Here is a 13,772-nt window from a genome sequence, read left to right as displayed (position 1 = left end):
AATGAAAAAATTATCTCTATTAGTAGCTTGTGGTGCATTTTTAATTGGTTTTATGGCTAATGCGCAATCTGAAAAAATAAACGGAAACGGTAAAGTTGTTACTGAAACAAGATCAACAGCCGGCTATGATGCAATAAAAATTGCAGGCTCTTTTGATGTTGATTTGGTTGCTGGAAAAGAAGGGAAAATTATCGTTAAAGGTGAAGAAAATATTCTATCTGCAATGATAGTTGAAGTTGAAGAAAATACTTTAAAAATTTATACAAAGAAAAACACTAACATCCGTTCTAGTATAGGCAAAAAAGTTGAAGTAACAATTCCGTTTGAGAAAATATCAGAGCTGACTCTTTCTGGTTCTGGAAATATTAAATCAAAAGATATTATCAAAAACGATTCGTTTTTAGCAAAGCTTTCTGGATCAGGAAATTTTAGACTAGCGGTTGATTCAAATTCTTTTGAATTAAACTTAAGCGGATCGGGAAATGTAAATTTAAAAGGAAACGCTGATAACTTTACTACAAAACTTTCAGGTTCTGGCGACATCGATGCAAGCGCTTTAAAATCTAAAAATGTAGTCGTGAATGTTTCGGGTTCTGGAAACAGTAAAGTAAATTGTAACGAAAGTTTGACTGCTCGAGTTTCTGGCTCAGGTGATATTAAATATACTGGAAATCCTGAGAAACGTGATGTAAAAGTTTCTGGATCAGGAAATATTTCAAAAGTATGATACAATGAATGTCACGAATTTTTATTCATCATCAATCAATAACAAATTCTAATTCGTGACATTTAAATTTTTATAAGGCGTTTTATTAATTTAAAACGTCTTTTTTATGCACTCTTCTTAATAAGAAAATCGATGTTACAAAGAAAACTGCTAAAATAACAATTGCTGCACGAGGGCTTCCTGTTATTTGATCGATAATTCCGTAAACACACATTCCTATTACAATTCCTATTTTTTCAGCAACATCATAAAAACTAAAAAACGAAGCTGTATCTTCTGTTTCTGGTAAGAGCTTTGAATACGTCGAACGTGACAACGCCTGAATTCCGCCCATGACAAAACCGGCAACTGTTGCCATAACATAAAAATGCATTGGCAATATTATAAAATAAGCCAAGGCGCAAAAAGCTGCCCAAATGGCATTAATAAAAATCAGGGTTGGAATATTTCCAAATTTTTCGGAAGCTCTCGAAGTTAAAACCGCACCCACAACAGCTACCAGCTGAATTATCAAAATACAAATTATTAAACCAATAGTGCTTTCTTCTTTTGACGACCATTGAATTTCCTGTGCTCCAAAATAAGTTGCAACCAGCATTACGGTTTGTACAGCCATACTTGAAACAAAAAAACCGCCTAAATAGCGTCGTAAAGGAACATTTTCATTCAGTAAACCCCAAACCTTTTTCAATTCTTTGAAGCCATTAAAAATGACAGATTTTGTTAGTTTTTCGCCTTTTTCTTTTCTCCCTTTTGGTAAATAATAATACGTATACTGACTAAATAATATCCACCAAACTCCTACCATGATAAAAGAATAACGCATAGCTTTCATTGCTGGTTCTGGACCAGAAATATTAAACCATTCCGGCTTCATAATCATCGCTAAATTGATAATCAATAAAATAACGCTTCCTATGTAACCTAAAGAATATCCTTTTGCACTAATTCTATCTTGTTGTTCTTCAAAAGCAATATCTGGTAAATATGAATTGTAAAAAACTAAACTTCCCCAATATCCTAATAATCCAAAGAAATAAAATGCCAATCCGATATAAATATCTGTTAATTCAAACCAATATAATCCCATGCAGGATAATGCTCCTAAATAACAGAAAAACTTCATAAAGGATTTTTTATTTCCTACATAATCTGCAATACCTGATAATAGAGGTGAAATAAAAGAAACAACTAAAAATGCTGCTGCGGTAATAAAACTAATTAGTGCTGAATTCTTTAGATGAAGCCCAAAAACATCAATGTAATGATCTCTTTTTGAAAATAATGCTTCATAAAAAATGGGAAATACTGCGGATGCTATTGTAAGCGTATAAACAGAATTTGCCCAATCATAAAATGCCCAGGCGTTTAACAATTTTTTATCGCCTTTTTTTAATTCTTTCATAGAAATGGTTTTGTTAACAGGCTACGAATTTATCTCTTTTTTATGATAATCAAATAGAATTTCAATAAATCATGTATTAATAAATTATAAACAAGGCTATTGTGTAATGTCATCTATAGAAACAAAAAAGCCGTCCAAAAATCTGGACAGCTTTCAAATTATCTTTGTAGTGTTTTGTTTTTATTTAATAACTCCAACTTTCAATGCTGTAGCTTTTGCTTCTGGAATTAATGCTTTTAAGTTAGCAATTCTAGTGGCATCAGAAGGGTGCGTACTCATAAATTCTGGTGTTCCAGACGCACCTGATTTTGCCGACATTCTACTCCAAAATGCTATGGCATCATCTGGATTGTAACCTGCAATTGCCATTAAAGTAAGTCCAATTTTATCTGCTTCACTTTCGTTGCTTCTGCTAAACGGAAGCATTACTCCTACTTGTGAACCTACTCCATATGCTTGTGCAAAAATATCTCTTGTCGATTGCGATTTACCGCTTGTAGCCGCATCTAATGCTGCTCCGCCTATTTGCTGCAATTGTGCTGCACTCATTCTTTGTGCTCCATGATTAGCCAAAGCGTGCGAAACCTCGTGTCCCATAACAGTTGCTAAACCAGATTCATTTTGTGTAACTGGCAAAATTCCTGAATAAACTACGATTTTCCCTCCTGGCATACACCAAGCATTTACCTCTTTATTATCTACCAATTTATATTCCCATCGGTAGTCTTTTAGATATTGAGATTGTCCCAAATAGGTTAAGTATTTTTCGGCCGCAGCTTTTATTTTAATACCAACTTTCTCTACTAATTTTGCATCGGCTGTTCCTGTTATTACTTTATTTTCAGAAATAAACTGACTGTATTGCTGAAAAGAAGAGGGAAATAATTCGCTATTTGAAACGAAATTTAAATTCTTTTTTCCGGTCACTGGATTGGTTGCACATCCAACAAAAAGAGCCGCACATAACCCTAGTAATAATTGCTTTTTCATGATTCTGATATTTTTCAACATACAAAAATACAATAATTATTAATTTCGCTTTTATATAATTATTGACTAATTTATCAGAATTAACTTATTCTCCAGTTATGTGAAGTTCATTAAAACCTTTTTCAACAATTAAAAACTGATTGGATTCAAAAGCAATTTTATCAAATTGTATTTTTTCATTGTCAATTTCAATCTCACTCACTTTAAATGGTAATCCAATCAAGTTTATTTTGTATTTGCTGTAAGGCGTATCATATTTACCTTCTTTATGAAGCTGAATAATCAATTCTTTTTCTTTTCCTACGGTTCTAAAAGATAGAAAGCTGTAACGCCCTTTTTTATAATCATAACCATCTTGTGCATCTTCATAAACTACTGATTTTTCTTTGCCGTTTTTATAGTATACATCAAGTGTTAATTCATCAAACTCTAATTCTCCAACATATTGCTGCACTGGATATTTTGGAATTACTGCACCTGCTTTTACAAAAACTGGAATCTCATCAAATTTAGTATCAATCCACACTTCACGTCCTCCAACTGAAAATTCATTTGTCCAGTAATTATACCATTCTCCTCTTGGAATATACATACGTCTTCCTACTGCGTTTGGCTCAAGAATTGGGCAGACTAATATTTGATTTCCAAAGATAAATTCGTCGTTGCGATAATGCGTTTGTGTATCATCTTGATCGAAATAAACTAATGGTTTCAACATTGGAATTCCTTCTTCGATATACTGCCAAAACATGGTATATAAATACGGAAGTAATTGATAACGTAAGCTTACAAATTTTCTAGTAATATTAATCACTTCTTCATCAAAAGCCCAAGGTTCTTGATTACCGTGATCTCCTGAAGAGTGTGTTCTGCAAAACGGATGAAATACGCCTAACTGAATCCAGCGTGCATACAATTCGCCTGTTGGCTGCTCGGCAAAACCACCAATATCAGAACCTGTAAATCCCATTCCTGAAATTGACATTCTTTGTACCTGAATATTAGCAATCCATAAGTGTTCCCAAGTTGCTACGTTATCTCCTGTCCAAGATGATGTATAACGCTGTGCTCCTGAATAAGCTGACCTTGTAATAACAAAGGGACGTTTAGGATAAGCAAAACGCTTTACGCCATGATAGGTCGCTCTTGCCATTTGAGTTCCGTAAATATTATGTGCTTTTCTATGACTGCAAGGGTTTCCGTCGTAAACATGGCGAACATCCATTGGAAATGTTTTATTTGGAACTTCCATAACAGCTGGTTCATTCATATCATTCCAAACTCCTTTTACTCCAATTTCGGCAACTAATTCCTTAAATAATCCTGCCCACCATTCTCTAACTGCTGGGTTTGTATAATCTGGGAAATTACATTCGCCTGGCCATACTTTTCCTTTCATATAAGGTCCGTCGGCTCTTTTACAGAAATAATCTTTCTCTAAAGCTTCTTTATAAACCCAATAATCTTGATCAATTTTAATTCCCGGATCTATAATTACTACCGTTTTAAAACCATCTTCGGCTAGTTCGGCAACCATTCTTTTGGGATCTGGAAAGTAATTTTTATTCCATGTAAAGCATCGAAATCCTTCCATATAATCAATATCCAAATAAATGGCATCACACGGAATTTTAAGTTCTCTAAATTTTGAAGTGATTTCTTTTACTTTACTTTCAGGATAATAACTCCATTTACATTGATGATATCCTAAAACCCAAAGCGGCGGAAGTTCTGGTTTACCAGTTAAATCTGTATAATTGGTCACCACATCCTGCATTTGCGGCCCATAAATGAAATAATAATTCATTTCACCTCCTTCTGCCCAAAAACTAGTTACATTTCGCCTTTCCTGACAAAAATCAAAGAAAGTTCTAAATGTATTGTCGAAGAAAATACCATAGGATTGTTTGTTATGTAAACCTATATAAAAAGGAACTACTTTATAAAGCGGGTCTTGTTCTTTTTGATAAGCATATTGGTCAGTTGCAAAATTCTCTACTCTTTTGCCTTTTAAATTCATTTGAGTTGCTTTGTCTCCAAGTCCGTAAAAACATTCACCATCTTTAGATGATTTACTCATTTTTACGATATTTCCACCATATTCGTAGCTTTCTTCCCAATGAAAACCAAGCTCATCCTCAAGAATTAGAAAATCATTCAAATCGTAAATCGATAAACGAAGATCTGATTTTTGAATTTTACATTTTACTTTACTGGTTCTAATTTGAAAATAAGTTTCTTCTTCTGTTAGTTCAAGAAAATTATAACCATGAAGTTGGGATTTATCAATTGCATACGAAAAGTCGTTGCTGAAATACCCTTTTGTTGTAAAGCGAAATCGAATTAAACTATCTCTAAGGATAGTGACTTTTAAGATTACTTTATTATCTGTATTAAAAAAAATGGAATCGCCTTCGTGTTGAAAAGAGACGATTTTTGATGGATATAAATCGCCTTTGTATTCTAATGCCGTGTTTGTAATCATATCTCCAAATGAATTAATTATATAACGTTAACGCTCTTTCAAACTTACAAAAAAAGTTTATAAAGCCCTATGAATAAAAGGTTTATTCACGAAAACGTTTTTTCTGAATGGGTATTAGAATTCCTCTCAAAAAATCATCAATTTGATAATTTAAGAACGAAATAATAATAAAATAACTGTAAAATTTTAATTGCCTTATTTTTATGCAAAAGAAAAAACAGTAATACTTAAAGGCGGCAGAATTAATTCAACAGAAAATTCTCTTCCGTCATATGGTATTGCATCTGTTTTTAATACTTTAGAATTTCCAACATCGCTTCCTCCATAAACTGCTGCATCGCTGTTAAAAATTTCTTGTAATTTTCCTTTCTTTGGCACTCCTATTCTATAATTCTCACGTACAATCTGTGTAAAATTAAGAACCACAATAACATTTTCGTCAGGTTTGTTTCCTTTTCGAATATAGGACAAAACGGCATTTTGATGATCTGAGTAATTAATCCACTCAAAGCCTTCGACTGTAAATTGCTTTTCGTATAAAGCAGGATATGATTTATACAGCAGATTTAAATCTGTAATTAGTTTTTTTATTCCGGAATGAAAATCATATTGAAGCAGATGCCAATCTAAACTATTCTCAAAATTCCACTCACTCGTTTGACCAAATTCTGCACCCATAAACAATAATTTTGCTCCAGGATGCGTGAACATATATCCGTACAATAATCTCAAATTGGCAAATCGCTGCCATTCATCGCCAGGCATTTTATAGATAAGAGATTTTTTTCCGTAAACTACTTCATCGTGCGAAAACGGAAGCATGAAATTTTCGGTGAAAGCATACGTCATCGAAAAAGTTAAATCATTTTGATGGTATTTTCTGTAAACTGTTTCTTTTTGAAAATACTCTAAAGTGTCGTGCATCCAACCCATCATCCATTTCATTCCAAAACCTAAACCACCTGTAAAAGTTGGTCTAGAAACCATTGAAAACGAAGTACTTTCTTCGGCAATAGTTTGTACTCCATCAAAATTAGCATAAATTACTTCGTTGAACTCTTTTAGAAAACTAATGGTATCTAGATTCTCTCTTCCGCCAAAAATATTAGGTTCCCACTCTCCATCTTCTCTTGAATAATCAAGATACAACATTGAAGCAACGGCATCAACCCTTAAACCATCGGCATGATAATTCTGAAGCCAAAAAACAGCATTACTAATCAAAAAGGCTCGAACTTCATTTCGCCCATAATTAAAAACCAAACTTTTCCAATCAGGATGATATCCTTTTCGGCGATCTGGATGTTCGTACAAGTGTGATCCATCAAAAAAGCCTAAACCGTGAGCGTCATCTGGAAAATGTGATGGAACCCAATCTAAAATTACTCCAATTCCTTCTTGATGCAGTTTATCAACTAAAACCATAAAGTCCTGCGGTTTACCAAAACGCGATGTTGGCGCAAAATATCCAGTTAACTGATATCCCCACGAAGGATCATAAGGATACTCCATTATTGGCATGAACTCAACATGAGTAAAACCAGTTTCTTTAACATATTTAACTAAATCATCAGCAAGCTCCAAATAAGTTAAAAAACGGTTATTCTCGGCACGTTTCCATGAACCTAAATGCACTTCGTAAACAGAATAAGGTTTGTCTAACGCATTATTCTGCTTACGATTCTGCATCCAGTTTTCGTCTTTCCATTTGTATTCCAAATCCCATACTACTGATGCCGTATGCGGCGGCTTCTCACAATACAGAGCAAATGGATCTGCTTTTTCAGTTACAATTCCGTCAATATTTGACTGAATTTTATATTTATAAAGAGCTCCTTTTGTAATTTCTGGAATGAAACCTTCCCAAATACCGGAAGAATCCCAACGCACATTTAAAACATGTTCTCCTTGAGTCCAATAATTGAAATCGCCTACCACCGAAACTGTCTGCGCAGTTGGAGCCCAAACGGCAAAGTAAACTCCTTTTACTCCATTAACTTCAATTAAATGAGCTCCCAGCTTTTCATACAATTTGAAATGCTTTCCAGCTTTGAATAAATCAATATCAAAATCAGTAAATAGAGAATGTGTAATTACTTTTGTCATATTTGTTTTTTAAGGCAATTGGAATTTATTTTTATTGGAAACTTATTTAATAATTTATTCTATTCTGAAATTATCAGAAAGAACTGCGCCTTTTTTAATTACAACAATTCCGTCTTTTATGCTGTACAATTCATTGGTGAAATTTTCTAGATGTTTTCCGCCGCTAATATGAACATTGTTTCCAATTCTAACATTTTTATCGACTAAAGCATTCTTTATAAAACAGTTTTCACCAATACCAACATGAATTTTATTAATTGTACTCTCATGATTTAGTTCGTCAAGATCCTGATAGAAATCATTCCCCATAACATAACAATTTTCAAGTACCGTTCCTACTCCAATTCTAGAACGAATACCAATTACAGAACTTTTAATTTCTTTTGCATTAATAATACAGCCTTCAGAAATTAAGGATTGATCGACAATTGAATTTCTAAATTTCGACGGCGGCAATAATCTAGGTCTCGTAAAAATTTTATTCTCATTATCGAATAAATTAAACTCTGGAATATCAGCAGTTAAACCAATATTTGCTTCAAAAAAGGATTCGATATTTCCAATATCAGTCCAATAACCCTCATATTGATAACTTAGAATTTTATGCTTTCCAACGGCTTGCGGAATAATTTCTTTTCCAAAATCCTTTGTTTCTGGATTCGCCATTAATTCTTCCAACAATGGCTTATTAAAAATATAAATTCCCATTGAGGCAAGATACTTTTTACCTTTTTCCTGCATTTGTTCGCTTACTTCAGATTCCCAATCTGGTAATAATGATGGATCTGGTTTTTCGATAAAAGCTTCAATACAACTTTCATGATTCGTTTTTAAAATTCCAAACTCCGGAGCATCTTTAGCATTTACAGGAAGAGTTGCAATCGAAATAGCCGCATCGGCTGCAATATGAGCCTCCAGCATTTCATTAAAATCCATTTGATACAATTGATCGCCAGAAAGAATTAACGCGTGATCAAAATCGTGTTTTAAAAAATGAGACATACATTGTCTAACAGCATCTGCAGTTCCTTGAAACCATGTTGGGTTATCTGGAGTTTGTTCGGCTGCTAAAATATCTACAAACGACTGGCTGAAAATACTAAAATTGAAGGTATTCTTGATATGCGCATTTAAAGATGCCGAATTAAACTGTGTTAGAACAAATATTTTAAAAATATCCGAATTAATACAATTTGAAATTGGAATATCGACTAATCTATATTTTCCGCCAATTGGCACTGCAGGTTTTGATCTCGTTTCGGTTAATGGAAATAAACGTGATCCTTGTCCTCCTCCTAAAATAATAGCAACTACATTTTTCTTTTTAAATTTCATTTTTCTCAATTATTAGGTTGTATATCTCGATGTATTCTTGGCAAACTCTTTCCCAGGAATGGTCAGCAGCCATTCCTCTTTCTAAAACTTTATTGAAATTTAATTTATTATTGTACAGCTTTACAGCCCGATTTATAGAATAACAGATATCTCCAACTGAAGCCTGATCATGGCAAATTCCGTTTCCTTCATCTCCAAAATCAGCAACCGTATCTCTTAATCCTCCAGTTCTCCTAACTATCGGAATTGTTCCATAACGCATCGCATACATTTGATTTAATCCGCAAGGCTCAACTCTAGAAGGCATTAAAATATAATCTGAACCTGCATAAATCAAATGCGCTAATTCTTCGTTATAACCTATAAAAACATTGTAATTACCATTATAATCGTTTCTTAATTGCACCAACTGCTCTTCTATAACAGCATTTCCAGATCCTAAAATCAGAATATTAATATTTTCAAAATTTTCAGATAATGCTAAAGCTGAAGCTTGGGGTAATAAATCACCTCCTTTTTCCTCAAACAAACGGCCGATAAAACTAAATAGCGGTTTTTCAGGATCTAAATCAAACTGTTCGCAAAGTTTTTCCTTATTCTTTTGTTTTCCCGCTTCAAAAGTTTCTATAGAATAATTTGCGGTAATCATTTGATCTTTTAAAGGATCCCAAACTTCTATATCAATTCCATTTAAAATTCCCCTCGATTTACTGCGGACTGACTTGAACAAAGATTCCAAACCATTAGCGGCATGATTAATTTCATTTAAATAACTTGGAGACACTGTCGTTACAGCATTTGCACATTTTACACCAACTGCCAATGAATTAATAGAATTGTTCCATTCTAAAAATCCAACATGCTTTAAATCAAATTCTGGTAAATAATGCAGCTTATCAAATCCAAACCAGCCTTGATACAAACCATTATGAATTGTAATTACCGTTTTAACATTCTTCAAACTATCATACTTGTACGCAAATTGAACTAAAAACGGAATTAATCCAGTATGATGATCGTGACAATTTATAACATCTGGAACTGTATTTCGACAAATTATCCAATCTAAAACTGCTATCTGAAAAGCTAAAAAACGTTCTATATCATCTTCATAACCATAAACATTAGGGCGATCAAATAATTCATTTATTTCTACAAGGTATAACTCATACCCCAATTTGTTAGTTGTTTCTTTCAGAATACTAAATGGGAAATTAAAATTCCCAAGTTTAACTGTGCCCCAATGAACACATTCAAAGTCATTCTCTTTTCTAAACTTAGTATCATAACAAGGAACAATTACTCGTACCTGATGACCTGCATTAGTTTGGTATTTTGGCAATGCTCCAACAACATCAGCTAGACCGCCAACTTTTGCCATTGGATAACATTCGGCACTAATATGAAATATTTCCATGTTAAAAATTATAACAAATTGTGAATTATTTTTCAGCAGTCCTATATAAATAGCTACTTTTATGTTTTTTAAATTTAGCAAAAAATAAACAGAATTAAGCCCACAAGTAAAATTTATTGATATGTCAAAAAAGACAAACAATCCTACTAAATCATTAAAAATTCCACAGTTTATTATTGTATCGTGTAAAATTTGTGCTTTAATTTCATCTAAACTAGTAACATCATATGCCGCAAAATTATTTACAACACCCATAAAACATAAGGTTCCAAAACGAGAATTTGAGATGGATAAAAAAAGCATCCAAAACTTAATCTATGTTCCAGAAATAAACAAAAGTGTTGTTACGTATGAGTACGGCAAAAGTGAACGCAAAATTTTATTAGTTCATGGATGGTCAGGACGCGGCACCCAATTGTTTAAAATAGCCGACGAACTTTTAGATAATGGTTACTCCGTAGTAAGTTTTGATGCTCCTGCACATGGAAAATCAAAAGGAAATACGACGATAATGTCTGAATTTATCGCTTCTATACTAGAAATAGAAAAACAATATGGTCCATTTGAATATGCAATTGGTCATTCTTTAGGCGGAATGTCGGTATTAAATGCAATTAAAGACGGCTTGCAGGTTAAAAAAGCAATTGTAATTGGAAGCGGAGATATTGTTCAGGATATTCTAGATGATTTTGTTGCTAAATTAGGTTTAAAACAAGCTATCAGCGAACATCTTCGCGAGTTTTTTGAGAATAAATATCAAGTGAAAATGGATAATTTTTCAGCTTACAGAGCTGCTCAAAAAGTAAAAATACCAGTTTTGGTTATACACGATAATGATGATCCTGAAGTGCCTGTAAAAGCTGGAATTCATATTCATCAAAATCTTGAAAATGGAGAATTATTCTTAACAGATGGTTTAGGACATAGAAAAATTCTAGGAAATCAAAATGTAATTAAAAAGACTTTAGAATTCATCAAAAACTCTTAATTTTATAAGAATAAACGTTTTACCTGCTTAATTCAAAAAAAGAAAAAAATGGATTTATTTGGAGAAACATCAAATTGGGAAACTAAATTAGAACCCATTCTAGAGAAATATAAAGGGAAGAAACATCCTTTAGAATATAAGAACGCTTACCAATTATTGGTTATGGTTGTTTTATCAGCACAAGATTCTGATGCTAATATTAATAAAATAGCACCTGCTCTATTTGATAAATTTCCTTCATTAAATAGTCTTTCAAAAACAGATTTAGAAACATTCATTCCTTATATCAGTAAAGTTCGAAACTTCCAGACAAAAGCAAACTGGCTTTTAGAAATTGCAAAAACTATTCAAGAAGACAATAATATTCCATTAACTATGAGTGGCTTAACAGCCTTAAAAGGAATTGGAAGAAAATCTGCAAATGTAATTTTAAGAGAAACTAATAAGCCAGCTGAGGGCATTATTGCTGATTTACATGTAATTCGAGTGGCTCCAAGAATTGGAATTATTAAAGAAAGTAAAGACGGAAATAAAGTAGAAAAGGATCTCATGCAAATACTACCAAAAAATATTTGGTCTGAAATTGGCATGGCGATTTCTTTTCTTGGGAGAGAAACCTGCAGACCAAAACCTAAATGTGAAGAATGCCTTATAGCTGATGTATGTCACTACTATTTGCAAGAAGTAATCTAAAAAAAAACTACTTTCTTCTCGTATCAATTAAATAAACAATCTTCCAATTATCTTTTTCTTTAAATAATGTGAAAGTGTTTACGCCGCAATGACTTAATTTATCATTTATATAAAATTCATAAGGCGCCCAGACATGTGCCATTGCTCCATCAATTTGAATATTATAACTCAATATTTTTTCCTGAAATTTAGTAGCCTCTGGAATTGAAGCAATAGATTTATAAAAGTCTTTTGCACTTTCATTTGTCAATTTATTGCCTTTGCTCTTACTTTCGCTTATTGATTGCAAAATAACTTTATCTCCACAAACTGATTTCAACTTAAAAGTATCTTTTTGATGAAATCCTTCAAAAAATACATCAATACATTTTTGAACTTCTTGCTTTTGAGCATTAGATACTCCCCCAAGGAATAAAGCAATTATAACAATAAAACTTCTCATAAATTTTATTCTATTTAAACTCCAAATTGCGAAAGATGATGCTCTAAATGTTTTGCAAACATATTATTCCATTCTTTCGAAGTCAATTTTCCAAAAGAGTGCGATTCTTTACCTTCAAATTCATTTATTCCTAAAGACTGAGTTCTAACCAAATAAGATATCAGTCTTTCCTTTTCAGCTTCAAAATCACGATTTCCTTTAATTATAAATTGCGGCGCCGTTTGGTTATTTTTAGGATATGGTTTATCATCAACCACTTTATTTTTAACCAATAATTTTAAAATAAGCTTAATAAAACCGTTTGGTTTTGGATGAACATTTTCATAAACCATTTCGTACGACACATTGCAATGCGCAAGCATTTGATCGACAGACATTTTACCCCAAAGCCCTTTCGAATCAGGCTTAAGCTGATTGATTCTATTAATAAACTGATCACAATCTTCTTTTGAAAAAACATTTTGCATGATTAAAAAACAGTATATAGTTAAATATGTAAAGTAAAAATATAAAAATTATGTACAAAGTACCTATTTAATCAATCATAATTTAAATTATACTAATAGTAGTAAATAAAACCGGCGTTTTATATCAAAAAAAAACTTCAACTAGCAAAAGCTAATTGAAGTTTTAGTACTCAGAGCGGGACTTGAACCCGCACGAACATTGCTGTTCACTGGATTTTAAGTCCAGCGTGTCTACCAATTTCACCATCCGAGCATTATGTGGTACCTCCAGGGATCGAACCAGGGACACATGGATTTTCAGTCCATTGCTCTACCATCTGAGCTAAGGTACCTTTTTTGCTTAAAAAATTAAGCAAAATTTGAATAAAAAACCCCATTTCGAGGAAATAGGGTTTTCAAAAGAAAGGCGACGACATACTCTCCCACATAACTGCAGTACCATCTGCGCAGGCGGGCTTAACTACTCTGTTCGGGATGGGAAGAGGTGAGCCCCGCCGCAATAACCACCTTAAGGTTGTTAGTTGCTTTAGGCAACTTTTTTAACTAACAATTCATTATGAACAATTGATAATTAAAAAAAATATCTTAACATACTGAGATAAAGAAAAGTACTTTTATTTACTATTTTAGAAAGTTTCTTCCCCGCCGAAGCGGGGAAAAGGGTGTACATAAGCTTACGGATTATTAGTACTACTCGACTATGACATTACTGCCTTT

Annotated in this window: 11 protein-coding genes, 2 tRNA genes and 1 rRNA gene; 3 read left to right on the top strand and 11 right to left on the bottom strand. The window is 32.9% G+C overall.

What is annotated here, in order from left to right:
* Position 1 precedes the first annotated feature (1 nt).
* The gene (locus tag B0A81_RS03160; RefSeq protein WP_089056672.1) at positions 2 to 727 is read left to right on the top strand and encodes a head GIN domain-containing protein; all 726 of its coding nucleotides are present in this window, start codon (positions 2 to 4) and stop codon (positions 725 to 727) included.
* Between the two features lie 85 nt (positions 728 to 812).
* On the opposite strand, the gene B0A81_RS03155 is transcribed toward B0A81_RS03160, so the two are convergent.
* The 6 genes from B0A81_RS03155 to B0A81_RS03130 form a co-directional block, all read right to left on the bottom strand.
* The gene (locus B0A81_RS03155; protein ID WP_089056671.1) at positions 813 to 2,132 is read right to left on the bottom strand and encodes an MFS transporter; all 1,320 of its coding nucleotides are present in this window, start codon (positions 2,130 to 2,132) and stop codon (positions 813 to 815) included.
* 180 nt (positions 2,133 to 2,312) lie between these two features.
* Positions 2,313 to 3,122, bottom strand: coding sequence for a M48 family metallopeptidase (locus B0A81_RS03150; RefSeq protein WP_089056670.1), 810 nt, complete (start codon positions 3,120 to 3,122; stop codon positions 2,313 to 2,315).
* An 85-nt stretch (positions 3,123 to 3,207) separates the two neighbouring features.
* Positions 3,208 to 5,607 carry a glycoside hydrolase family 31 protein gene (locus B0A81_RS03145; protein ID WP_089056669.1) on the bottom strand — a complete coding sequence of 800 codons (2,400 nt, stop codon included), beginning with the start codon at positions 5,605 to 5,607 and terminating at the stop codon, positions 3,208 to 3,210.
* A gap of 201 nt (positions 5,608 to 5,808) precedes the next feature.
* Positions 5,809 to 7,713: a 1,4-alpha-glucan branching protein GlgB gene (gene glgB, locus B0A81_RS03140; RefSeq protein ID WP_089056668.1), complete on the bottom strand. Its 1,905-nt coding sequence runs from the start codon at positions 7,711 to 7,713 to the stop codon at positions 5,809 to 5,811.
* Between the two features lie 54 nt (positions 7,714 to 7,767).
* On the bottom strand, positions 7,768 to 9,048 hold the full coding sequence (locus tag B0A81_RS03135; protein WP_089056772.1) for a glucose-1-phosphate adenylyltransferase: 1,281 nt from the start codon (positions 9,046 to 9,048) through the stop codon (positions 7,768 to 7,770).
* Complete coding sequence (locus B0A81_RS03130) at positions 9,038 to 10,465, bottom strand: glycogen synthase (RefSeq protein WP_089056773.1); 1,428 nt, start codon at positions 10,463 to 10,465, stop codon at positions 9,038 to 9,040. Before B0A81_RS03130 ends, B0A81_RS03135 begins: the two co-directional genes overlap by 11 nt.
* A 121-nt stretch (positions 10,466 to 10,586) precedes the next feature.
* Here B0A81_RS03130 and B0A81_RS03125 point away from each other — a divergent pair, with 121 nt between their 5' ends.
* Positions 10,587 to 11,453, top strand: a complete 867-nt coding sequence (locus B0A81_RS03125) for an alpha/beta fold hydrolase (RefSeq protein WP_089056667.1) — start codon at positions 10,587 to 10,589, stop codon at positions 11,451 to 11,453.
* Between the two features lie 48 nt (positions 11,454 to 11,501).
* Positions 11,502 to 12,146, top strand: a complete 645-nt coding sequence (locus B0A81_RS03120; protein ID WP_089056666.1) for an endonuclease III domain-containing protein — start codon at positions 11,502 to 11,504, stop codon at positions 12,144 to 12,146.
* A 7-nt stretch (positions 12,147 to 12,153) separates the two neighbouring features.
* Here the strand turns inward: B0A81_RS03120 and B0A81_RS03115 are convergent, their stop codons facing one another.
* The 5 genes from B0A81_RS03115 to rrf form a co-directional block, all read right to left on the bottom strand.
* The gene (locus B0A81_RS03115; RefSeq protein WP_089056665.1) at positions 12,154 to 12,588 is read right to left on the bottom strand and encodes a nuclear transport factor 2 family protein; all 435 of its coding nucleotides are present in this window, start codon (positions 12,586 to 12,588) and stop codon (positions 12,154 to 12,156) included.
* A 14-nt stretch (positions 12,589 to 12,602) separates the two neighbouring features.
* Entirely contained in the window at positions 12,603 to 13,055 is a 453-nt protein-coding gene (locus tag B0A81_RS03110) for a DUF1569 domain-containing protein (RefSeq protein ID WP_089056664.1), read from the bottom strand.
* A 167-nt stretch (positions 13,056 to 13,222) separates the two neighbouring features.
* A tRNA-Leu gene (locus B0A81_RS03105) sits at positions 13,223 to 13,308 on the bottom strand.
* Between the two features lie 6 nt (positions 13,309 to 13,314).
* Positions 13,315 to 13,387 (bottom strand) — tRNA-Phe (locus B0A81_RS03100).
* 69 nt (positions 13,388 to 13,456) lie between these two features.
* Positions 13,457 to 13,566: ribosomal RNA gene (gene rrf / locus B0A81_RS03095) — 5S ribosomal RNA — on the bottom strand.
* Positions 13,567 to 13,772: the final 206 nt, after the last annotated feature.

It is taken from the genome of Flavobacterium plurextorum (assembly GCF_002217395.1).
Lineage (GTDB): Bacteria > Bacteroidota > Bacteroidia > Flavobacteriales > Flavobacteriaceae > Flavobacterium > Flavobacterium plurextorum.
Note: the sequence above shows the minus strand (reverse complement) of the source record. Positions and strands in the feature narration are given on the sequence as shown.